The organism is Oxalobacteraceae bacterium OTU3CINTB1, assembly GCA_024123955.1.
Classification (GTDB): domain Bacteria; phylum Pseudomonadota; class Gammaproteobacteria; order Burkholderiales; family Burkholderiaceae_D; genus Rugamonas.
Genome location: CP099652.1, coordinates 3781989 through 3804367 on the forward strand (window position 1 = coordinate 3781989; position 22379 = coordinate 3804367).

Sequence of the window (22379 nt, forward strand, 5' to 3'; positions counted from 1 at the left end):
CCTCTAATTTATGAAAGACATGATGCGACTACTGCCAATCACTGCCACGCTGGCGGCGTTTTTGACCTGCGCGCCTGCCATCGGCCTGGCCGAACCAAAACAACGCCTGATAGTGCTCAGCGATATCGAGGCCGATCCCGACGACAGCCAATCACTGGTGCGCTTGCTTCTGTACGCGAACCAGATCGATATCGAGGGCCTCGTGGCCACCACCTCGACCCATCAAAAGTCGCGTATCGCACCGGCATCCATGCAGGCAATTATCGACGCCTACGGCCGGGTACAGCCCAATCTGTTGAAGCACGAACCGGGTTTCCCGAAAGCGGCAGCGCTGAAAGCGCTGGTGCGCGCCGGCTCGCAGCTCTACGGCATGCAAGGTGTGGGCGATGGCAAGGACTCGCCGGGATCGGACGCCATCATCAAGGCGCTGGAGAAAAACGATGCGCGGCCGTTATGGGTGGCGGTCTGGGGCGGCGCCAACACGCTTGCCCAAGCGTTGTATCGGATCGGCCACGACCGGACGCCCGAGCAGGCCGCCCGCCTGGTGAACAAGCTGCGCGTCTACACGATTTCCGATCAGGACGATTCTGGTATCTGGATGCGCACCAGGTTTCCCGAGCTGTTTTACATCGTCAGCCCCGGCGGCTATGGCAATGGCACCTGGACGGGCATGCACTCGACCGAGCCGGGTTTCGACAGCACGGAGATCAGCAACCACTGGATCGCCGAGCATATCCAACAGGGGCATGGACCGCTGGGCGCGGTGTATCCGGACGTCTCGTTTGGCGTGGAGGGCGACACGCCATCGTTCATGTCCTTGATACCGAACGGCCTGAACGCACCGGAGCATCCGGACTGGGGCGGCTGGGGAGGGCGCTACGAGTTGTACACGCCGGCGCTGGAGACCACCGATCCGAAGGGCTTTACCGGCAACGTGCCTGTTTTGCAGGAGCCGCGCGCCATCTGGACCAATGCGGTGGATAGTTACAGGCCGTGGGTGCATCAGGATTATGGCCGCAACGTCAAGCCGCACGACAAGGTCTCCACCGGATACCGGACCACCATCTGGCGCTGGCGCAAAGACTTCCAGAACGATTTCGCGGCGCGCATGGATTGGACCACCAAGCCGTACAAAGAGGCGAATCATCCGCCGGTCGTCAAGCTCAACCAGGGCGACCGCCTGACCGTCAAATCCGGCGAAAACTTCACGATGAGCGCCGCCGGCAGCTCGGACCCGGATGGAGACAGCTTGACCTACCTGTGGTTTCAGTATCCCGAAGCCGGCAGCTACAAACAGGAGATCAAGCTGGGGTACGCGGAGAATTATCATACCGTTTCGGGGCAGGCGCCGGTGGTCAGCAAGGCGGAGACCGCGCACTTTATCGTGAAGGTGAGCGATAGGGGTAGTCCGGCGCTGACGCGTTATCGGCGGGTGATCGTCACTATAGTGCCGGCTACGCCCTGAGAGGCCTGCAACTTGCGCCTACGCCATCCCCCTGTGCGGCGCCGGGTCGCAGAACGTCAAGAATTTCGTTCCACTCACTCCATCAGGAGGAACAGAAAATTTCCAATTGGAATCTAATTGGGATTTTTCTATTCGTCCTACTTGGCATGTCGATAATCTCCTTGGCGCTCTATCTGGGTTCGGTAAAACTTAGCGAAAAAGGCACTTCGCAGTTTGGCCGCGCGGAGCAGTAGCGCTGCTCCGACCGGCCACTGAGCGACAGTTAACGGCTGCGGACATAAAATAGGCTGGGAATTGGGTCATTGGGGACTATAATGTTAAATATACTTAACATGAATGGATAGATCAAATGAACCTGGCACAGATCGGCGGCGAAATCCATAGCAAGCGTATTCAGGCGGGCCTGCTGCAGGAGCACGTGGCCAAGTTCGCCGGTCTGTCCCGGGTGACGATCAACCAGTTGGAGAATGGAACGCTTAAGGACCTTGGTTACACCAAGCTAAAGGCCGTGATGGATGTTCTGGGTCTCGACATGGAGACCGTGCAACCGTCTGGCCTGAAAAGCGCGCTGGCGGTCGCTGCGCGTAGCATCAGTACCAGTTACCGGGAGGTGATGACGCCGGACATGCTGTCGATGATGCTGCGTTCCGGCGAGGCGCCTGAACAGTTCCAGCCCCATTTGATGGCTCTGCTCGATGAAACGCCGCTTCCCGTCGTGGTGAAAGCCGTGGGCGAGGCGGCGACGCCTGATGTGCCAGCCAAAAAAATCATGAAACACCTCAGTATGTGGGCGAAGCAATGGAAAGTATGCAGAACGGTTTGGTGATGGCCGGCGAGCCCGGAATTCCCCGCAGCTGGGAGACGCTGTTCGCGCACGCGCTGACGGTTATCGGCGAGATCGCCAGGCACGGCCGCGACGATCCTTGCTTGACCAGAAACGCTACTTTAGGTCCAAGGGGATTGTGGTGCCTGAGGTGGAGTATTGGCGTCTGCCAAACTGTAAGAACATGCTGGATGTGGTCCACGCAGCCTTTAGGGCGGTAGAGGGGCACACCATGGAATGTCTGATAACGTGGTGTAACGACGCGCTTGGCGTCGTCTATCTAGGCACCGCGCCCGGTCGTCCTGAACCGGTGCAGTGTCCGTTTTGAATCTCATTCGGAGTACACCGTCACTTCGCTTAGTACTATCTCGTTTTGTCTTTTATACAGCGCGAGCCATAGGTTTGCTAAGCGCAGTCTACGTAGTTGTGATCCTTTGCCTGTTTCGAATCGTTGTCTTGCGTTGTCTTCGCGTTCGCAGAGCGCTAGAAAATTGTTGCTTTGGGTGCTTTAATGCCAGTGGGTGGCAAGTCATCGATTCCATTTGTGCATGCGATCCTCACTGCAATTGGTATTCCCGTTTACACTCTTTTTGATGGTGATAGTGGCTTTGAGGCTCTTGCAAAAGCGCAAGGCAAATCCGCAGAGAATATCGAGAAGGAACGGGCTAGTCACATCAAGGCAAATCGCACAACGTTGAGGTACTTTGGTCACACTGAGGAAGACTTCCCGAAAGTAGTTGTTTCTGACTGCGTAGCGATCTTCGATGATCATCTTGAATCATTCCTGTTGTCCACTTGGCCAGAATGGGATATCGCTTGTAATTGGAGGCAGCGGCAGGAATAAACTTATCCAAAAATCAGTTGGCTTATCGTACTGCCACTTTAGAGGCTGCCGGCATTGTACCTAGTATGTTGCTCGCGATTCTTGACAAGGTTAAAGGAAGTTAACCGTATCGGGATAACGATAATTTTCACTTAGATTGGGAGACCAGCACTCTTGTGATGGTGGAAGATAGATCCCGCAAGTATTTCGCTTGGATTGTCTGCTTTTTTCCAAAGGACGCAAATAAAAAAATGTATGACAATTAAGTGATATCCTAACTAGAATTTCATCTATGGTCTTTGTTCAATCAATATAATGGGAGAAGAACTTGTCGGATTATGATTTTAAAGCGCTTAACGACAAAGAATTCGAAGTGCTTTCTGCAGAACTTTTGAGTATTGCTTTTAACAAAAAATTCGAGCGATTTAAACCCGGCAAGGATGCTGGTGTGGATGGGCGTTTTTTCTCTGCGGATGGCAAGGAGGTTATTCTTCAGTGTAAGCACTGGGCATCGACTCCCTTTAAGCAGCTACTAAGCAGTCTGAAGAAAACTGAGCTACCAAAAATTAAGAAATTGAATGCGGGGAGATACATTCTTGCTGTTTCCCTTCCTTTATCTAGAAAAGATAAAAAGGAGATCGCCGTAGTACTTGGTTCACATCTTGTATCGCAATCTGATATATACGGCAAAGAAGATTTGAACGATATTTTGAGAGTGAGTCCTGAGGTCGAGCAAAACCACTACAAGCTTTGGCTTCACAGTGCGAGCGTTCTGGCACATATATTTCACAATGCCATCCTGGGCCGTAGCTCATATTCCCTCGAGGAAATCCGTGACGCGTCTTGTAGGTATGTAATAACCTCCAATCATGAAAAAGCGTTGACAATGTTAAATGAGACGGGTGTTGTGATCATTACCGGGGAACCTGGTATAGGGAAGTCGACTTTGGCCGAACATTTATGTATTCACTACGTTGCGGAAGACTATAGTTATTTAAAAATCGGCAAAGAAATATCTGAGGCCGAGGCCGTATTTACTCAAGACACGAAGCAAATATTCTATTTTGACGATTTTCTCGGGCGAAATTACTTGGAAGCGTTGTCGGGTCACGAGGGAAGTGAGATAACTCAGTTTATAAGGCGAGTTGGGAAAAATCCCAAAAAGCGCTTTGTGTTGACCTCTCGAAGTACCATTATTAATCAGGGTAAGATGCTGATAGATCAGCTTCAACATAGCAATATTGAAAAAAAAGAGTACGAAATCAAGATTGATTCACTTACGGAGTTGGATCGAGCAAAGATACTTTATAATCATATTTGGCACTCACAGTTAAATGCTGACCATATCAACGAACTCTATAAAGATCGTAGATATCGTAGAATTATATCTCATAGAAATTTCAATCCTCGGCTAATTAGCTACGTTACTGATTCGACCCGTTTGGAAGGTGATGCGGCTGCAACCTATTGGCCGTTTGTAGAGCGCTCACTTAATAACCCAGCCCAAGTTTGGGAAAATCCTTTTGTTGCACAACAGGATGATTTTGGTCGTCTCTTAATTGTCCTAGTTGTTTTGCATGGGCGTAAAATAATTGAAACAGAACTTTCTTCTGCTTACAATGAATTCCTTTCGCTGCCATCCAGTCAATCATTAAAGGGAAGATCAGACTTTCAGACGAACATCCGAACCTTAACGGGCTCATTTTTTAATCGTTATATTAGTGTGGGCGATCCAAATTCCATTGATCTGTTTAATCCGTCCATAGGTGATTTTGTTTTATCTAGGTATTCGCAAGATACAGTGACCTTAACAAACGCGTTCGTAAGTTTGCGAACGATGAGTTCGCTGCTCACTCTAACCAGCTTAATGCGAACAAATATAATTTCTAATGTTGTATTTATATCTACCATCAGGGCTTTGATAAGGCGGATGGTGGAAAATGATTTCGAGAGAATGACTAGCGTTTACGCCGCTGAGCTTTTTACTCTTTATATTTCTAACGAACTCTACAATCACTCTGATTTCGACCATCTAAAGACCATTGCTCGTTACATTCTGAAGTTCAGCTTAACAACAACTTACGCACAATCGTTTCTTGTTGCGAAATGGGCTTTAAGTCACTCTGTTATTTCAGCGGAGGAAGGAATTTTATTTGGGCGACAAACACTTGAAAATGTAAATGACGATGAAGAGATTACAAATTTTTGGAAATTTTTAGAGTCAATTCCAAAAAATGCAGCCGGACATTCCGAGCTGGAAATTGATTTCACGACAACGTTAATAAGTAACATATCTGGAAATTTGTCAGAATTCATTGACCCTGCTGATGCATTTTCGAAATGCGAGTACGGGGATTACGATGAGGCAAGGGAAAATCTTTTACGGCTTGTTGAATCAAAGCTCGATGATCTGGGAATCCCGACAAGGGATCTCGAGATCGACGACACTTTGGAAGATTTTGAGTTGGAAGAAAAAATGAATGAATACTTTGAAAACCAAATGGATTACGACAACGATGATGGTGGCCGTAGTGTGCCGTCCGTCGATTATTCGATTTCTGAGATAGATGATTTATTCGAGCGGGAGTAATAAACTGATGTATGCAAAAATGAGCTGGCGCTGTTCAGGCGTCAACTGTTCCATTACATCAGACAGCGCGATCACCGCGTTCTAAACCCGGGATTGATTTTCTCCTATCAGACTGGAAGCGCTGACACCAAGGGCTGTGGCTAGTTTAAGGAGATGGTCGACGGTTGGCTGCCTGACGCCATTCTCCAACCTGGAAATCGTCATATTATCAACCGACGACAATTCCGCGAGTTGTGTCTAAGTCAGGTTTTTTGCCTTCCTGCACGGCCGAATCGGTGGACGAGTTTTCGTCGCCGACACCAGCCCCCCACATCGGACGTAAGGTAAGCGTCGGCCCTGCGCCGTCTGTTCATAGCTACGCCGTGACGTACGGCGTCTTGAACCAGTTGCGATGGGCTGTAAAACCCCATCGGCTGGCTGTTGAGCAATGCGGCCAGGAAAGCGGCCGGTTCATGGCATTTCATCCAGCTCGACGCGTAGGCGAGCAGGGCGAAGCTCGCCGCGTGCGATTCGGGGAAACCGTATTCGGCGAATCCGCGAATCTGTCTGATGATGCGCGTGCGGGATGTAGGGCGGTTGCACCAGCGCGATGCGTTGCTTCTTCGCGAGGTTGGCCAGCAACGGCTTTAGTAGGTGCAGTTCGCCGATGCCGGATTGTTGCAGCATGAGCTCCACCTAGGCTGGACGGGGCGTTAGGTGAAAGCTACTGATTGGCTTATTTTTCGCTTGCAATTGTCCCCAAGCCGGATTAGGAAATGTTGCTTACTGGAAGAAGAACGGGAAGGTTCCGGTGTATCATGTTGCCGGGGACGAACGCACGATTTTCTTAATAATCTGCAACAACTACAACCAATCGTATATGCCAATCACCGAAACAATAGCAAGAAAGGCAATGGAGACAGGGGGGCGACTCCGAGTTAAGAGCGCGCTCAATCCTTCACTTTGGCTTTGCGCCATCGTTACAATGCCCGGGTTGTGTATATCCGGCATGATCGAAAGGGAGGTGCCGCTCGTTTTTCAGGTAGTCATAGCCCTTCCTGTCGTTGGGGCCTGTCTAAGCAATTTATTTTTGACTATTTTTGATAGAGATAAACTACAGTCTGAAGATTACCAAATTAGAAAGAGAAGTTTGGAGTTGGTTCGGGAAAAAGGTGATAGATTTCCAACAATGGCCCGAACGATTGAGGCGATTACGAACCCAAAAATGAAACAACTTGAGCATCAGGAGGGCGAGGAGTGAAAAAGACCTACTTTCTCTCTTACCAAAGTAGCTTAGGAACGCATGAAGAGGTCTCCGGATTCGTGGATTCGTGCGAGCTAATCATTACCTGGCGCAAGGAGCTACCTTCGTTGATCTTCTTAGTTTCTGAGGCAAGTGCAGTAGACATCTGTATGAAGATCGACGATCACTTTGGAGAAGATAAAGGCATCTACCTAGTTGCACATATTGGTGACGATTCGGAAGGGCGTCTAAGCCCTCGGTCGTGGTCGATTATCAATCATCAAAAGTTACCTCCTAAAGAAAATGCGTCACCCTGACGTGAGCTGTACAGGGTCTTCGAGACCCTTGTATAGTCAAACTAGGAGCTAGCCAACTCTACGAACACGCTAAATTCTGATAACGCGGCGTTTGGGCAGTTGGGGGACACACGATCTAGGGGCTGATAGTTGGTGTAACAATGCGATGGGCGTCGTGACGTGGAAGTTTGCCTGGCGTTGTTCTAGCGGCTATATTGTTGGTATGCAACTAGAACTATTTCCGTTTGTACCCGTGACTGCGGGGGAGCTTGAACTGATTTATCGGTCCATTAGACATAGCTACTGGCATCTTAGTAATTTGCGCGCTGCCAGGTGGGGGAGCGAGGGCCAGAAAGCAGTATCGGTTAGTGGCCGCTCAAAAAAAACGCCTACTCATGGTAGGCGTATCAAAGCGTGAAATTTTAGACCTGTTAGCTTGTTGTCGGTCGAAGTGCAGTAGGCATCGCCATCCGTTTGAACCCTGTCAATTTTGTCCTTGGGCAGCGGCCAAAGTTACGCAATCAATTTGACATAATATAAATTATGCGAAATTGGAGTTAAAGACATTCCACGATCCCATCCTCCTCAATAGCCGCTTCGGGCTGCCAAAAAGTAGCGAAATCAGGCATCGGTCTTGCCGGTAACCGCCGCCTTCGCCCGCGCCGCATGCAATTTCTTGTAGCTGTCGATCAGACGCGCGTGCCGGTCGAGGCCCTCCAGCTTCATGCTGGTCGGGGTCAAGCCGTAGAACCGCACGCTGCCGTCCATCGATCCCAGCACCGCGTCCATCCTTTCGTCGCCGAACATGCGGCGGAAATTGACCACGTAATCGTCCAACTCCAGGTCGTCGTCCAGCTCCACCTCCAGCGCCACATTCAAGGCTTGATAGAACAGGCCACGTTCGAGCGAGTTGTCGTTGTATTGCAAGAAGGCTTCCACCAGCTCTTTTGCCTCCTCAAACTGCTGCAAGGCCAGGTTGATCAACAGCTTCAACTCCAGCGTCGTCAGCTGGCCCCAAGGCGTGTTTTCGTCGAATTCGACGCCGATCAAGGTGGCGATGTCGCCGTATTCGTCCAGTTCGTTATCGTCCAGACGTTCGAGCAGCGCCTCGAGCGCGGCATCGTCCAGGCTATGCAAGTTCAACACATCCGAACGGAACAACAGCGATTTGTTGGTGTTATCCCAAATCAGATCCTCAACCGGATACACTTCCGAATAACCCGGCACCAGAATCCGGCACGCGGTCGAGCCTAATTGGTCGTAGACGGCCATGTAGACCTCTTTGCCCATCTCTTCCAAAATGCCGAACAAGGTCTCGGCTTCCTGGACGTTGGAGTTTTCCCCCTGGCCGGAGAAATCCCATTCGACGAAATCGTAATCGGATTTGGCGCTGAAGAAGCGCCACGAAACGATGCCGCTCGAATCGATAAAGTGTTCGACGAAGTTATTCGGCTCGGTCACGGCGTTACTGACAAACGTCGGCCGTGGCAAATCGTTCAAGCCTTCAAAGCTGCGGCCTTGCAGCAGTTCGGTCAGGCTGCGCTCCAGCGCCACTTCCAGGCTCGGGTGCGCGCCGAACGAGGCGAATACGCCGCCCGTGCGTGGATTCATCAGGGTCACGCACATCACCGGGTAAATTCCTCCCAGCGACGCATCCTTGACCAGCACCGGGAAGCCCTGCTCTTCCAGCCCTTGAATACCGGCCACGATGCCCGGGTATTTCGCCAGCACTTCCTGCGGCACATCCGGCAAGGCGATCTCGCCTTCCAGGATTTCGCGTTTAACCGCCCTCTCGAAGATCTCCGACAGGCATTGCACCTGCGCCTCGGCCAACGTATTACCGGCGCTCATGCCGTTGCTGACATACAGGTTTTCGACCAGATTCGACGGGAAATACACGACCGCGCCGTCCGTCTGCCGCACAAACGGCAGCGAACAGATGCCGCGTTCCTTGTTGCCGGAGTTGGTGTCGTACAGATGCGAGGCGCGTAATTCGCGATCGGCATTGTAGATTTCCAGGCAGTACTCATCCAGGATCTCGGTCGGCAGCGCATCCTTGCGGCCGGGTTTGAACCAGCGTTCGTTCGGGTAGTGGACGAAGGCGGCGTTGGCGATGTCTTCGCCCCAATACGCGCCGGCGTAGAAGTGATTGCAGTTCAGACGCTCGATATACTCGCCCAACGCCGACGCCAACGCGCTTTCCTTGGTCGATCCCTTGCCGTTGGTGAAGCACATCGGCGAATGCGCATCGCGGATATGCAGCGACCAGACGTTGGGAACGATATTGCGCCACGACGCGATTTCGATTTTGATGCCCAGGCCCGCGAGAACGCCGGACATGTTGGCGATGGTTTGCTCCAGCGGCAGGTCTTTGCCGGCGATATAGGTGTTGGCCTCCCCTGCCGGTTTCATTGTCAGTAACGCCTGGGCGTCGGCATCCAGGTTTTCGACCTCTTCGATCACGAACTCGGGGCCTGCCTGCACCACCTTTTTCACCGTGCACCGGTCGATGGAACGCAGGATACCTTGGCGGTCCTTTTCCGAGATATCCGCCGGCAGTTCGACCTGAATTTTGAAAATCTGCTGGTAGCGGTTTTCTGGATCGACAATATTGTTCTGCGACAGACGGATGTTTTCGGTCGGAATATTGCGCGTTACGCAATATAATTTGACGAAGTAAGCGGCGCACAACGCCGACGAGGCAAGGAAATAGTCGAACGGACCAGGCGCCGAACCGTCGCCCTTGTAGCGGATGGGCTGGTCGGCGATGACCGTGAAATCGTCGAACTTAGCTTCAAGACGTAGCTTATCGAGAAAATTGACCTTGATTTCCATGGGGATTTCCAATCTGGTGCGCAAAAATGAGTTGGCCGCCATTATCCGTTGTTTTGGCCGTCAGGCAAAGGACGGTTGGCGGCTGCGGCCGGCAGAGTCCTGACCCGGGGGCGGTTCACTCCGTTGCCGCGCGGGCGCTGACATTACTGCGCGCTTATATTTTTCTGACAGCCGCGTCGATCAACTTCATTTGCCGCTCGTTGCGCTCGCTGTAGCGGTCCGTCAGGTAATCCGACCGGCCGCGCAGCAACAACGTCATTTTGATCAGTTCTTCCATCACATCCACCACCCGGTCGTAGTAGGCGGAAGGCCGCATGCGCCCCGCGTCGTCGAACTCCTTGTACGCCATCGGCACCGACGACTGGTTGGGAATGGTGAACATACGCATCCAGCGCCCGAGCAGGCGCAGCGTATTGACCACGTTAAACGATTGCGATCCGCCGCATACTTGCATCACGGCCAGGGTGCGTCCCTGGCTCGGGCGGACCGCGCCCATCTCCAGCGGAATCCAGTCGATCTGGTTCTTCATCACGGCGGTGACGGCGCCATGGCGTTCCGGGCTGCACCACACCTGGCCCTCGGACCACAGACACAGTTCGCGCAGCTCGACCACTTTCGGATGGTCTTCCGCCACGCTGCCCGCCATCGGCAACGCCATTGGATCGAAGATCTTCACTTCGGCGCCGAAGTGTTCCAGGATGCGTGCGGCCTCCTCGGTCAGGAAGCGGCTGAACGAGCGTTCCCGCAGCGAACCGTACAACATCAGGATGCGTGGCGGGTGGCTCAGCTCGCCGGCTTGGGCCAGCTTGTCCATCGTTGGCAAGTCGAGCTGGTCTGGATTGATGTTGGGCAGGTTGGTGATCTTTTCCATGTTTGATCCGGGTTGTTCAGGTTTCTCAAGCGAGTCTCAAGGCCAGCGCGGCCAGGGTGATCGACAGCACCGGCAAGGTCAACACGATGCCGACGCGGAAATAGTAGCCCCACGATATCTCGATGTCCTTGCTCGACAGCACGTGCAGCCACAACAAGGTGGCAAGGCTGCCGATCGGCGTGATTTTCGGGCCAAGGTCGCTACCGATGACATTGGCATAGATCATCGCCTCGCGCGCCGCGCCTTGTGCAGTGGTCGCGTCGATCGACAGCGCTCCGATCAGCACGGTCGGCATATTGTTCATGATCGAGGAAAGCAACGCCGTGATCAGGCCGGTCCCCAGCGCCGCGCCCCACACACCGTAGCTGGCGCATTGATTCAGCACGCCGGTCAGATAATCGGTCAGGCCGGCGTTGCGCAAGCCATAAACCACCAGATACATGCCAAGCGAGAAGACCACGATCTGCCAGGGCGCGTTGCGGACTACGTCGCGCGTCGAAATCTTGTGGCCCCGCGCCGCGACCACCAGCAGCAAGGCCGCGCCGGCCGCAGCGACAGCGCTGATCGGCACGCCCAATTGGTCCAGCCAGAAGAAGCCGGCCAACAGCAGCGCGAGCACCCACCAGCCGGTGATGAAGGTGGCGCGGTCATGGATCGCCTCATGCGGCGCCTTCAAGTGGGCCAGCTCGTAGTTGGCCGGAATGTCCTTGCGGAAGAACCACATGAGCGCGGCCAGCGTGGCGGCCACGGAGACCAGGTTGACCGGCACCATGACGGCGGCGTAGCGGGCGAAACCGATATCAAAGTAATCGGCCGACACGATATTGACCAGGTTGGACACCACCAGCGGCAGGCTGGCCGTGTCGGCGATGAAGCCGGCCGCCATCACGAAGGCCAGTGTGGCCTTGGCGGAGAAACGCAGCGCGCGCAACATGGCGATGACGATCGGCGTCAGGATCAGCGCCGCGCCGTCGTTGGCGAACAGCGCGGCGACGGCGGCGCCCAGCAGGACCAGCAGCACGAACAAGCGCGTGCCGCTGCCGCCGCCCCAGCGCGCCACGTGCAGCGCGGCCCACTCGAAGAAGCCGGCCTTATCCAGCAACAAGCTAATGATAATCACGGCCACAAAAGTGCCGGTCGCGTTCCAAACAATGTGCCACACCACCGGAATATCGGCGACATGAATCACACCCGCCAGCAGCGCCACGCCAGCCCCGGCGGCCGCGCTCCAGCCGATGCCCAGCCCGCGCGGCTGCCAGATAACGAGGATCAATGTAAAAAGGAAAATCAAAAACGCAGCACACACGGCGAGTCCTTGGAACGGATTTGGATTAGCCGGTGATGTGACCGATTTTTTCGAGCTCGGCCTTCAGTGCGGTCTTGTCTATCATAAGCTCCGCCAGCGGCAACGCGAGGAAGGCTTCGATGCGGGCGCGGATGATGCCGTAAGTGTGCTCGAACGCAATGTCGATCTCCTCTTCCGTGCCCACCACGTGGCCGGGGTCGTCGACACCCCAATGCGTGCGCGTCACCGGTCCCAGGTAGGCCGGGCAGGTTTCTCCGGCGGCGCTGCCGCAAACGGTGACGACGATGTCGGGTGTCACCGGCAGATCGTTCCAGGACTTGCTGAAATAGCCCTCGGTCGAGATGCCCTTGCTGGCCAGTAGCGATACCGCGCGCGGATGCAGTTTGCCGGCCGGTTGGCTGCCGGCGCTGATCGCCTTCAGTTCGGCGGGCGCCAGATGATTGAAAGTGGCTTCGGAGATCACGGAACGGCAGGAATTGCCGGTGCAAAGGAAAAGGATGTTCATCGTGGGTCAGTTGTTGGTGTTAAACAGAGGTGGAACCGATGGCCTGGACTCCCGTTAAAGTATGTTCAGTCGGTGACGCATCCTGCCGGGCCGCAAGGAATGCCACCGCAGCAGTTCTCAGTCAGGTAGCCGATCAGGCCGTTCATGACGGCGACGTCAGCCGAGTAGATAACGAATCGCCCCTCGCTGCGAGATGTGATCAGCTTAGCGTGGGTCAGCTCCTTCAGGTGAAACGACAGCGATGAAGGAGCAATGTCCAAGTGCTCGGCGATCTTGGTGGCCGCCATGCCGCCAGGACCGATCTGCACCAGCAGCCTGAAAATCGCCAGCCTGCTCTCCTGTGCGATCGCCGCCAGCGCCGCTAATACTTCCTTGGTTTCCATAAAGGGCACTTCCATAATTCGACAATGATTGAAATCATACCTGATAGTCTACGATACTTCAAATATTATCGAAGTGTCGTTGGAAAGTCCCTAAGCCGATCAGATTGTGAGCGGCGAACTGGCTTGCAACTTGGTATGCGGCATGACATAAATCCAATATTGCATATTTCTTTCTTCAGGATTAGTATTCATTCATCGACGCCGATACGCGCCCATCAGGGTTCGCCGGCGCCGGTTCCTTGACCTGCGCGAACTCGGCCCACCGCCCTCCTCGCAACGGCGACAGGTACGCAAGGTGCCTGTTTCAGCCATCGCCGTCCGGATGCTGAATGTTTGTCCGTACCCCCCAGTTTCGATTTCGCATTGCCTCAGGCAAGGCGTCCCCACGCGGGTACGGATCGTAGCGCGAGCAGAAAACGAAGCGTTCACCAAAGAACGCACGCCGCACGTTACTTCCACATTGGAGACACGCATGAAACTCACCGTCCTCGCCGCCAGCGTCCTGCTGGCCACTTCCGCGCAAGCCGCTATCGACGCCGCCACCCTGGTCGGCGCCAGCACGCCGCTGCAAACCGCCCAGTACGGCGTCCGCAATTATTCGGCTCCGGTGCTGGTGAACGGCCAGCACGATCCCGCCAGCTACATGGCCGCGCCCAAGCTGCCAACATGGCAGTTCGCGTCGGCCGACCCGACCGGCGGCGTACTCACCTTCGAACGCCAGAGCGCGCCGGCCGCCGGCTGGCACGCCTGGTCGCGCAAGGGCAATGTGGTGGTGACCGGCGGCGGTTCGGCCAGCGCCAACCGCGTCTATACCGTCTACAACGGCCAGCAACTGATCGCCGCCATCCAGCAGGCCGGCAACGAGCCCAAGATCATCCGCGTGATCGGCCATATCGATCTGCGCTGGAGCCAGAACAATACCGTCTTCCGTGAGTACACCAGCTATTCGGACCAGAAGTTCGGCGGCTCGATCAGCCTGCCGTCGAATACCACCCTGGTGGGCATCAACGATGCGCAGGGCCGTCCGGCGCGCATCACCGGCACCGCGCTGCTGATCGGCGGCGAGCTGGCGCTGGCGCCGGGCGGCGATCCGGAATCGGACTTCAAGAAATGGATCGCCGACGGCAAGGACGGCGAGGACTATCCGACCTGGACTCGCAACGTCATCGTCCGCAACCTGGCGCTGGACACGCCGTGGGACGTCAACCCCGAGGACTCGGCCAACGCCTACGCCGACGGCATCACGCTGGGGCGCGCGCAGAATGTGTACATCGATCACCTGACCGTCAGCGACGGCGACACGCCCGATTCGATGGCCACCGGCACCTACAAAACCCGCCACGACGGCGCGCTCGACGTGGTGCGCGGCAGCGATTACGTCACCATCGCCAACAGCCTGTTCAGCAAACACCACAAGACCACGCTGGTGGGCAATGGCGATTCCGGCCGCGCCTGGAGCGACTCGGGCCGCCTGCACGTGACGTTCTCGGGCAACTGGTGGAATGGCGCGACCACGCGGTTGCCGTTGAACCGGTTCGGCCAGGTACACATGTTCAACAACGTCGTTACCGGCAGCACCACGACCAAGAACCCGGACATTAAGTTCGAGGGCGGCAGCGATGCGCGCTACCAGTCGAACATGCTGCTGCAGAATAACTACTACACCGTCGAGGGATTGAAGGTGGAGGATTTCTGCGGCAAGGTCATCAAGGGAAAGAGCTTCCTTGGTTTCCGCTCGTCGGGACATATTTTCAACAGCGACCGCTCGGGCACCAGTGCGATTGACGGGCAGTGCGGGTTTGCGCAGCCAAGCGCCGCCAACCTGTGGACGCCGCCGTATGCGTACACGTTGCAGACGGCGGCGACGGCGCAGACTGCGGTGCCGGCAAAGGCCGGCGCGGGCAAGTTGAACTGAGCGCTTGGCCACACCAGCCTGAACCAATCTAAACCACGTAGGGCGGATTAGCGAAGCGTAATCCGCCAACGCAGGCGTCTCGACGGCTCATGCATTGGCGGATTACGGCGTTCCGCCTAATCCGCCCTACGTATTTCAGATATTTTCATCGTTTCCGGGCGTTGTGCCGTTTCCGCCGGTGCTTTTGTTTCCCGGCTTTTGGACATCTCCGCCCTCGCCTGCTTGATGACCTGGCGCGCGGCGCTCAGCGCAAGGCAGCCCATGATGAGCGCGACGCCGATATCAGGCCAGCCGCTTTGCGTGCCGAACACGCCCAGCGCCGCCAGCATGACGGCGACGTTGCCGATCGCGTCGTTGCGCGTGCACAGCCACACCGAGCGCATATTTGCATCACCGTCGCGGTAGGCGTACAGCAGCAAGGCGACCGTGCCGTTGGCGATCAGCGCGGCGAAGCCTATGCTCCCCATCATCACCGGCTCTGGCACCGGGCCCGACACCATATGCCAGGCCGCCTTGCCCAGCACGAAGACCCCGTACGCCCCCATCGTCGCGCCCTTGAACAGCGCCGTGCGCGAGCGCCACATCACCGTCGATCCCAGCACCAGCAAGGACAGCGCGTAGTTGCCGGCGTCGCCGAGAAAATCGACGGCGTCGGCCAGCAGCGCGACGGAATTGCCGGCCAGCCCCCCGGCCAGCTCCACGCCGAACATCAGCGTATTGACCACCAGCGCGATCCACAAGATGCGACGATAACGCGGATCGACTACCGGCTTCCCCGGCGCGCAACCTCCCGAACAACAATCAGACATGAGCATTCCTTTCCCTGTATAGTCGCCATTAGAAACCCTGAAGTCACTACAAGGTCAAGCGTATGCAACGGGACGAACTGAAAATCGGTGAACTGGCCGCCCAAACCGGCTATACGGTCGAGGCGATCCGCTATTACGAGCGCCAGGGGCTGCTTCCCGCGCCGGCGCGCTCCGGCGCAAACTACCGTCTTTATCGCGGCGCGCATCTGGAGCGGTTGCGATTCATCCGGCATTGCCGCTCGCTGGACATGGCATTGGACGAGATTCGCAACCTGCTTACCTTTCGCGACCATCCGGAACAGCGTTGTGGCGAGGTCAATGCGCTGCTCGACAGGCATATCGTCGAGGTGGCGGAGCGCATCGCGCAGTTGATGGATCTCGAGCGCCAGTTGGTGGCGCTGCGCGGGCGTTGCACCGAGGAGCAGACGGCCAAGGATTGCGCGATCTTGCAGTGCCTGGGCAAGCACTAGGACAAGCAGCGCTTACACCACCCTGCCTTCCTTGACATATTCGCGCATGATGGCCGCTTCCAGGGTGGCGGAATCGAGTTCGCGCGCGCCGCAGGCCAATACCTGCAATGCGCAATGATGGCAAATATTGAGGATATTGGCGCCGCTGACTTCGTGATTGGCCGCCACCGCCGGCCATAGCACGTCCTCGGCCAGCGTCATTTGCGGCGGCATGGTCTTGCGCCAGATCGCCTCCCGTTCGGCCGCCCCGGGCATCGGGAAATGGATAATCGATTGAAACCGCCGCACGAAGGCGTCGTCGATATTGCCGCGCTGATTCGTGGCGAGGATCACCAGCCCGCTATAGCTTTCGATACGCTGTAGCAAATACGCCACTTCCTGGTTGGCATACTTGTCGTGCGCGTCCCGGATATCGGTGCGCTTGCCGAACAGCGCGTCGGCTTCGTCGAAGAACAGAATCCACTGCTTGTTCTCGGCCTTGTCGAACAGGTTGGCGAGATTTTTCTCCGTTTCGCCGATGAATTTGGATACCACCCTCGACAGGTCGATGCGGTACACGTCCAACCCGGTCTGCTTGCCCAGCAACGTCGCCGTGAGCGTCTTGCCGGTGCCCGGCGGACCGTAGAACAACGCGCGGTAGCCGGGCTTCATCTTGCGGCCCATGCCCCAGTCGCGCAGCAAGGTATCCTTGTGCACGGTCCAATGCTCGATCTCGCGGATCTGCCGCCGGGTGTCGGGATTGAGCACCAGGTCGTCCCAATCCATCTCCGTCGCCTGCAACTCGGCCGGAAATTCGCTGCTGAAGCGCGGCTTGCTGACCTCGCCGATGGTCAGCAATTCCAGCACCTCAGGCGCCAGGATCAGGCGGCCGCTCATGGCCGGCTCGCCCGGCCCCACCGGCTCCAGCGCGAGGATGTGTTTGCGGGAGAACCAGTGCTCCCCGCCCAGCATCCGCTGCACTTGCAGGCGACTGACCAGATCGTCGCCGGCCAGGATGAACTGTGCGGTTTCTCCGGTCGGGATCACGCCGCGGTGGCCGCCCGCCCGCACACCGCCGAACGCGGGCAAATCCCCGCCCTCGGGCAGGCAGGCGGCCACCGTGTCGTTGAGAAAGGTTGGATGCACATTCGGGGCCAGCGACAGCAGCAGCACGATGTATTCCTCGAAACCGGGCTTGTGCTGTTCGATGAATAGCGCAAACGGCGAGCCGTCGTCGAGCCACGCCGTGTCGTTGACCGTGCGCTCCAGTTCCGCCGGCGGCGCGTCTCTCAAGCGGGCGACGATGATGGCGCGCAGGTAGCGCAGTGACGTTTGAAGATTGACCGCCGACATATACCCCTTCCGCTATTCCAGACCCGATATTTCGATCGAAGCATCCATCGCCCAGGCGCGCTTGACGTGGCGAATGTGCGCGTCGAGTTTTTTGGGCTTGCCCACCATGTCCGGGTGCATCGGATCGATGTTTTCCTGCAGCATGCTGTTTTCGCGGCTGTCGCCGATGAACATATTGCGCAGATAGCCGAAGAAGGTCGCGTAGCGCTTGGTTGCCGCCTCCTGCAGCGCGGCCACCGTCAAGCCGGCAACCTCCACGCGGGCGTCGGCGATCGAAGCCCGCTGCTCCAGCAGCATTTTTCCCTGTGAAACCTTTTTCTTCTCGCCATTCAACTGCTGCACATAGTGCCGCGACATGTCATACGAGGAGATCACGTGCCGGCGCGCCAAGCTCTTGCTCGCCTTCATGTTGATCAGCCGGCCATAACTGTCCTTTTGCAGATCCTTGTTGTCGCCGTGGGCTTCGGCAATAGCGGTCTTTTGCTCGACGCTGAATTTGCCCCGCGGCAGCTTGATGGCATCCCCGACGAAGGGATCGCCTACCTTCCATTCGGACAGTGTCGAGCCGATGAACACGCTCATGCCGGTGAGCTTGGTATCGAGGTCGGTCATCAGCGCGTCGGCCTTGTCTGCGGATTTTCCCGCCGATTTCTTGGTGTTGTCCGTGTCGTCGAACTGGGCCAATTGGTCCTGCACGACCTTGATCGCCGCCTCGTCGGTCTTCACCGTTGCCACGGCATCGGTGCGCTTCTTGCCAGTGACACTGGCGCGCTTGGCCGCATCGTTAAGGAAGGCCGACGGCAGCATCGGCTCCGACCGCACCACCAGCTTGGCACCCCTGCCTTTGCCCTGGAACGTTAGCGTATGCGGCTTGTCGTCGCCAGCGATCGGTTTCTTCTTGGTCCACCAGTTCAGCAGCCGCTTGGCCTGCGCGCCCAGTTTGGCGAGCAGCGCGCCCAGCCAGGCGACGATCTTGTCCATGCCCTTGTCGATCGGCGCGCGGATCTTCTTGAGCAGCGCCACCAATTTGTCGGGGATGGCGCCGAGGCCGGCGAACTTGGCCAGGAACGGGATCACCACATTCAAGCCCTTGGCCAAGGTCGACTCCACCTTTTTGCCGGCGCCGGCGATCTGGCCGGAGGCGATGGCCGCGATCGAATCGATGAAGGCCGCCACCACCGCGCCGATCTCGCTGATTTTCTGAACAAACACCGTGATCGTGTTGTAGATCGCAATGATGGCCTGGATCACCGCGCCGGCCGGATTCATCATCATCACCAGCTTGGTCACGGCGGCCTGCACGATCTGCGTGGTCACCATCTCGATCACCTTGGCGATCATAGTTTCCTTCAACTCGTTAAGCTCGTTCTTGATCTCTTGCCAGGCGGCGGCCGGACCGTCGCGCACCAGGGTGACCAGCACCGAGGCGGTCTTCTCCAGCAATACCAGCACCGGTTCCGGAATGATCTTGAGCAGCTTGACGCGGATGTTCTGCCACGTTAGCCCCAGCACCGACTGGATCAGCTTGAGCACCTCGACCAAGGTGAACGCCTTGGGCATGTAGACGCCGGCTGCCGCCAGCGGCCCCACCAGCCATTTGATCAGCGCGTTTTTCAAGTGCTCGCCGAAATTGGCGGCGAACATCTGGAAGCCGAGCTTGCCCGCGCGCACCAGGTTGCCGACGAAGCCGATTGGATTCTGGATAATCGAGCGGAAAGCGCCTTGCGCCTTCTTGATGTACGGCACCGCGCCCGGCGCGACCACGGAGAAGATAATCTCCAGCAAGGTGATCACCTGGGCGCCGGCCCAGCTGAAGAACTGGCCCGCGACGTTGAGGAAAGCCCGGCCGACCTTGCGGAACAATCCCGTAATCGTCAGCACATCCTCCCACGTGATGCTGCTGAGGGTATCGAGGATTTGTCCGGGAATGGCGCTGACAAAGCCCATCCGGCCGGACAGCGCGCCCTCGAACCAGGCCCAGGCGCGCGCCACGGCGTTGCCCTTCTGGATGTTTTGCCACACCTCTTCCTGGCCGATCAGCTTCATGAAGCCGCCGATCAGCAGCGCCGGCGAGCGCTGCACCTTTTCGCCCGTCACCGGGTCCTGGCCCAGCACCGCCTTCAACAGATCGTAACCGGCGGTGCCCTCGGCCAGCGCCGCCAGCGGACGCAGCACCACCTCGCGCACGATGGCCAGCAATTCCACCACCACGCCGGCGCCGAAGGCGATCAGGCGCGAGACCGGGTTGGTGAAAATGGCCACCGCCCGGTCCCACACGCCGCCAAGGTCGAAGATGTCGCTCCAGCTCAGGCTGTCGATGAAGGCGGCCAGGCCGGCGACGATATCGGCGCCGATGTCGCCCAGCGCGGCCAGTTTCTGCTCGACCCAGGCGCCGGCGCGCGTGAAGACGCCATGGTTGTCGAGCGCCTGCGACACCAGCCCGCCGCCGGGCACGACCTCGACCAGCGCGCGCAGGATGTTGCTGGCGCTGCGGTCGACGCTTTTCATGCTGATCGGATTGAATCCCAGCACGATGGTCAGCAGCCTGAAACCGGGGATGTGGTTGGCATGATCGGCAAAATACTTGAGCGCGTCCGCCACGCCCAGGCGCTGGATGGCCGGGGTGGCGGTCGATGTCGATACCAGCGGGCTGCGCCGCACCGCGCCGCCCTGCTGCATCGTATGGGTCAGCTCGTGCGCGAGCAGGCGCTTGCCGTCGCCGCTGCCCGGCTGGTACTGGCCGTCGCCAAAGTAGACGTGGTTGCCGTAGGTGAAGGCGCGCGCGCTCAAGCGGTTGCTGAGGCTGGCCGCCTGCTTGTCGTCATGCACGCGCACTTTGCCGAAGTCGGCGCCGAAACGCGGCTCCATGAAGCCGCGCACGTCGCCGGACAATGGTTTGCCGCCGCTCATGCTGCCGCTCAGGGCGGACTGCGTCGCGTTGTCCACGCTGGGCGCGGCGCCGGTCTCCTTGCGCATCAGCGGCGCCTTGTCCCAGCGTCTTTCCTCCAAGGGAACGATGCCGCCGCCGCCCGGCCCGGCCCAGCTCGAGCTCTCCGCCCCGGCCCAGCCCGACACCACTGGTGCCTGCATGACATGATCGGCCATGCGGTCCGCTTCGCGCTCGAAGCTGTCGCCGGGCTGGTTGACGCTCAGCTTGGGCTGCACCTTGACCACCGCCGGCTTGGGCGCAAAGAAAGCGCCGCCGCCCCCGCCCGAACCCGTCCTGTGCGCGGTCGCGGGCGTGGTGGTGGTGGATTTTTCGGCGGTCGCGGCCATGCTAGTTCCACTCCACCCACAGGATGCCGGCCATCCAGGGCAGGCGGATCGCCGAATAGCCCCATGGCAGGTCTCCCAGCAGGATATCGGCGGTTTGCCGCTCCACCTGCAGCAACCACTCGCCGCCGCGCTCGCTAAGCTTGCCGGGACGCAGCAGGAAGGCGCCGCGCAGGCCGTCCGGCGAGGTGTCGCGCAACGCACTCCAGTGGCCGATCACCGCTTTCAGCAGCACATCGGCTTCCGCCCGTTCGGCCGCGTGCAGCACCACGCCGGGCTCGATATTGGCCGTCAGCGGAAGCTGGCAGAGCAACTTGGGTAACGCCAGCGCGTATTCCGGCGCCTGCGGCTGGCCGCTGGCCAGGAAATGCATCAACGCCAGCGCGCGCTCCGGCTGCACCAGCTGTCCGTCGCGCGCCAGGCCCAGCTCCTCGAACAGCGCGGGCAGGAAGGGATGCAGCAACACCAGCCCGGCGTTGTCGATATAGATGCCGTGCGCGCTGTCGGGATGTGCGGCGCCGTCGCGGATGGCGGGCGACGCTGGAACGCCGGCGTCGCGCAGGGCATCGGCCCCAGGCGCGCCATTCTTCAGCAGCACGGCGACAGGCCGTTTCTCGACGTGGGTTTGGCGGACCACGGACAAGGCGGCGCGGCCCGCGCGCTCCGGCAAACCGCGCCACAGCGCCTCCTGCACGGGCAAAGCGTCGACGGTGGTGCGGTCGTCCAGCGCCAGTTCGAGCGCCGCGCGGCACAGCAGGCGTTCGGCCACCGCGAGCATGGCGCCCTGCTCCTGCGTGCGCAGATACTGCAACGCCGACTGCAAGGTCGGCGCCAGCACCGGCGTCAGGCGCGCCACCAGCACTTGCTGGAAGGTCGGCGAAAACTGCCGTCCCAGGCGATCGAGCGCGCCGGCCGAACGCAGCGTCGCCATGAGCGATGGCGGAACCGACGGCAATCCCGCGGCCGTGCCGGCGACGCTGGCCGACAAGCGGGCCTCGCCGGACGAAGCGCTGGCGCCACGCCACCCTTCCAGCAGCATCTGCTCGAAATCCTGCGATGGCGGCAGATGTACGCTGGCGGGCAAGGTGGCGTAGCGCAGAAAATACGATAGCGCCTCGTCCATCGCCTGCGTCATACCGACGTGCCGCACCGGGTCTTCGCCGTCCGGCGCCGAAGCTATCCTGGCGCTGAGCGCCTCCTCCAGGCCTCGCCGCAACAGCGCCGGCAGCTCCCCGTCCAGCCGCTCGAGGGCGACCCGGCCGGCGTCCACTTCCAGCCTGTCGATGCGCAGAACGCCATGCTCCGGCGCGTAGCGGTCCAGCGCCTGCTCGATCACCGGCATCAGCGACGACGACAGCGCCGCCAGCTGCCGCTGCAACGCCATCCCATCGGCCTCGCTGCCGGACACCTCGACCTGGAAGGTCTGCGACTGGATGGTGTGGGGAAGGACCGGGCGCATGA

Annotated in this window: 17 protein-coding genes and 1 pseudogene; 8 read left to right on the forward strand and 10 right to left on the reverse strand. The window is 58.2% G+C overall.

All coding sequences use genetic code 11. The features are described 5' to 3' along the window. Positions 1–22: 22 nt before the first annotated feature. From NHH73_16460 to NHH73_16475, 4 genes are all read left to right on the forward strand, one after another. A complete protein-coding gene (locus NHH73_16460) occupies positions 23–1465 on the forward strand; it encodes a DUF1593 domain-containing protein (GenBank protein ID USX24222.1) in 1443 nt (480 codons plus the stop codon). A 349-nt stretch (positions 1466–1814) separates the two neighbouring features. Then, entirely contained in the window at positions 1815–2291 is a 477-nt protein-coding gene (locus NHH73_16465; GenBank protein ID USX24223.1) for a helix-turn-helix domain-containing protein, read from the forward strand. A 508-nt stretch (positions 2292–2799) separates the two neighbouring features. After that, complete coding sequence (locus NHH73_16470; GenBank protein USX24224.1) at positions 2800–3132, forward strand: hypothetical protein; 333 nt, start codon at positions 2800–2802, stop codon at positions 3130–3132. 307 nt (positions 3133–3439) lie between these two features. Next, on the forward strand, positions 3440–5701 hold the full coding sequence (locus tag NHH73_16475) for a hypothetical protein (protein USX24225.1): 2262 nt from the start codon (positions 3440–3442) through the stop codon (positions 5699–5701). A gap of 356 nt (positions 5702–6057) precedes the next feature. Here the strand turns inward: NHH73_16475 and NHH73_16480 are convergent. Next, a pseudogene (locus NHH73_16480) lies at positions 6058–6249 on the reverse strand (hypothetical protein). Between the two features lie 311 nt (positions 6250–6560). Here NHH73_16480 and NHH73_16485 point away from each other — a divergent pair. Then, complete coding sequence (locus NHH73_16485; protein USX24226.1) at positions 6561–6941, forward strand: hypothetical protein; 381 nt, start codon at positions 6561–6563, stop codon at positions 6939–6941. Beyond that, entirely contained in the window at positions 6938–7240 is a 303-nt protein-coding gene (locus tag NHH73_16490) for a hypothetical protein (GenBank protein USX24227.1), read from the forward strand. Before NHH73_16485 ends, NHH73_16490 begins: the two co-directional genes overlap by 4 nt. Positions 7241–7840: 600 nt before the next feature. On the opposite strand, the gene NHH73_16495 is transcribed toward NHH73_16490, so the two are convergent. The 5 genes from NHH73_16495 to NHH73_16515 form a co-directional block, all read right to left on the reverse strand. Then, on the reverse strand, positions 7841–10054 hold the full coding sequence (locus NHH73_16495) for an OsmC domain/YcaO domain-containing protein (protein ID USX24228.1): 2214 nt from the start codon (positions 10052–10054) through the stop codon (positions 7841–7843). A 154-nt stretch (positions 10055–10208) separates the two neighbouring features. Continuing rightward, positions 10209–10868 carry an arsenical resistance protein ArsH gene (gene arsH, locus NHH73_16500; protein USX29638.1) on the reverse strand — a complete coding sequence of 220 codons (660 nt, stop codon included), beginning with the start codon at positions 10866–10868 and terminating at the stop codon, positions 10209–10211. Between the two features lie 82 nt (positions 10869–10950). Then, positions 10951–12231: an arsenic transporter gene (locus NHH73_16505; GenBank protein USX24229.1), complete on the reverse strand. Its 1281-nt coding sequence runs from the start codon at positions 12229–12231 to the stop codon at positions 10951–10953. Between the two features lie 25 nt (positions 12232–12256). Beyond that, complete coding sequence (locus NHH73_16510; GenBank protein USX24230.1) at positions 12257–12736, reverse strand: arsenate reductase ArsC; 480 nt, start codon at positions 12734–12736, stop codon at positions 12257–12259. A gap of 65 nt (positions 12737–12801) precedes the next feature. Then, positions 12802–13119, reverse strand: coding sequence for a metalloregulator ArsR/SmtB family transcription factor (locus NHH73_16515; protein ID USX24231.1), 318 nt, complete (start codon positions 13117–13119; stop codon positions 12802–12804). A 472-nt stretch (positions 13120–13591) separates the two neighbouring features. On the opposite strand from NHH73_16515, the gene NHH73_16520 reads away from it, so the two are divergent. After that, a complete protein-coding gene (locus tag NHH73_16520; protein ID USX24232.1) occupies positions 13592–15034 on the forward strand; it encodes a polysaccharide lyase in 1443 nt (480 codons plus the stop codon). 116 nt (positions 15035–15150) lie between these two features. Here the strand turns inward: NHH73_16520 and NHH73_16525 are convergent, their stop codons facing one another. Further along, on the reverse strand, positions 15151–15843 hold the full coding sequence (locus tag NHH73_16525) for a cation transporter (protein ID USX24233.1): 693 nt from the start codon (positions 15841–15843) through the stop codon (positions 15151–15153). 77 nt (positions 15844–15920) lie between these two features. Between NHH73_16525 and cadR the strand changes: the two genes are divergently transcribed. Further along, positions 15921–16313 (forward strand): Cd(II)/Pb(II)-responsive transcriptional regulator, encoded by a 393-nt coding sequence (gene cadR / locus NHH73_16530; GenBank protein ID USX29639.1) that lies wholly within the window; start codon positions 15921–15923, stop codon positions 16311–16313. 12 nt (positions 16314–16325) lie between these two features. Here the strand turns inward: cadR and NHH73_16535 are convergent, their stop codons facing one another. The 3 genes from NHH73_16535 to NHH73_16545 are packed head-to-tail and all read right to left on the reverse strand — an operon-like array spanning position 16326 to position 22377. Continuing rightward, a complete protein-coding gene (locus tag NHH73_16535) occupies positions 16326–17645 on the reverse strand; it encodes an ATP-binding protein (protein USX24234.1) in 1320 nt (439 codons plus the stop codon). A gap of 12 nt (positions 17646–17657) precedes the next feature. Then, on the reverse strand, positions 17658–20921 hold the full coding sequence (locus NHH73_16540; GenBank protein ID USX24235.1) for a DUF4157 domain-containing protein: 3264 nt from the start codon (positions 20919–20921) through the stop codon (positions 17658–17660). Position 20922: 1 nt separating this feature from the next. Beyond that, positions 20923–22377 carry a contractile injection system tape measure protein gene (locus tag NHH73_16545; protein USX24236.1) on the reverse strand — a complete coding sequence of 485 codons (1455 nt, stop codon included), beginning with the start codon at positions 22375–22377 and terminating at the stop codon, positions 20923–20925. Positions 22378–22379 lie beyond the last annotated feature (2 nt).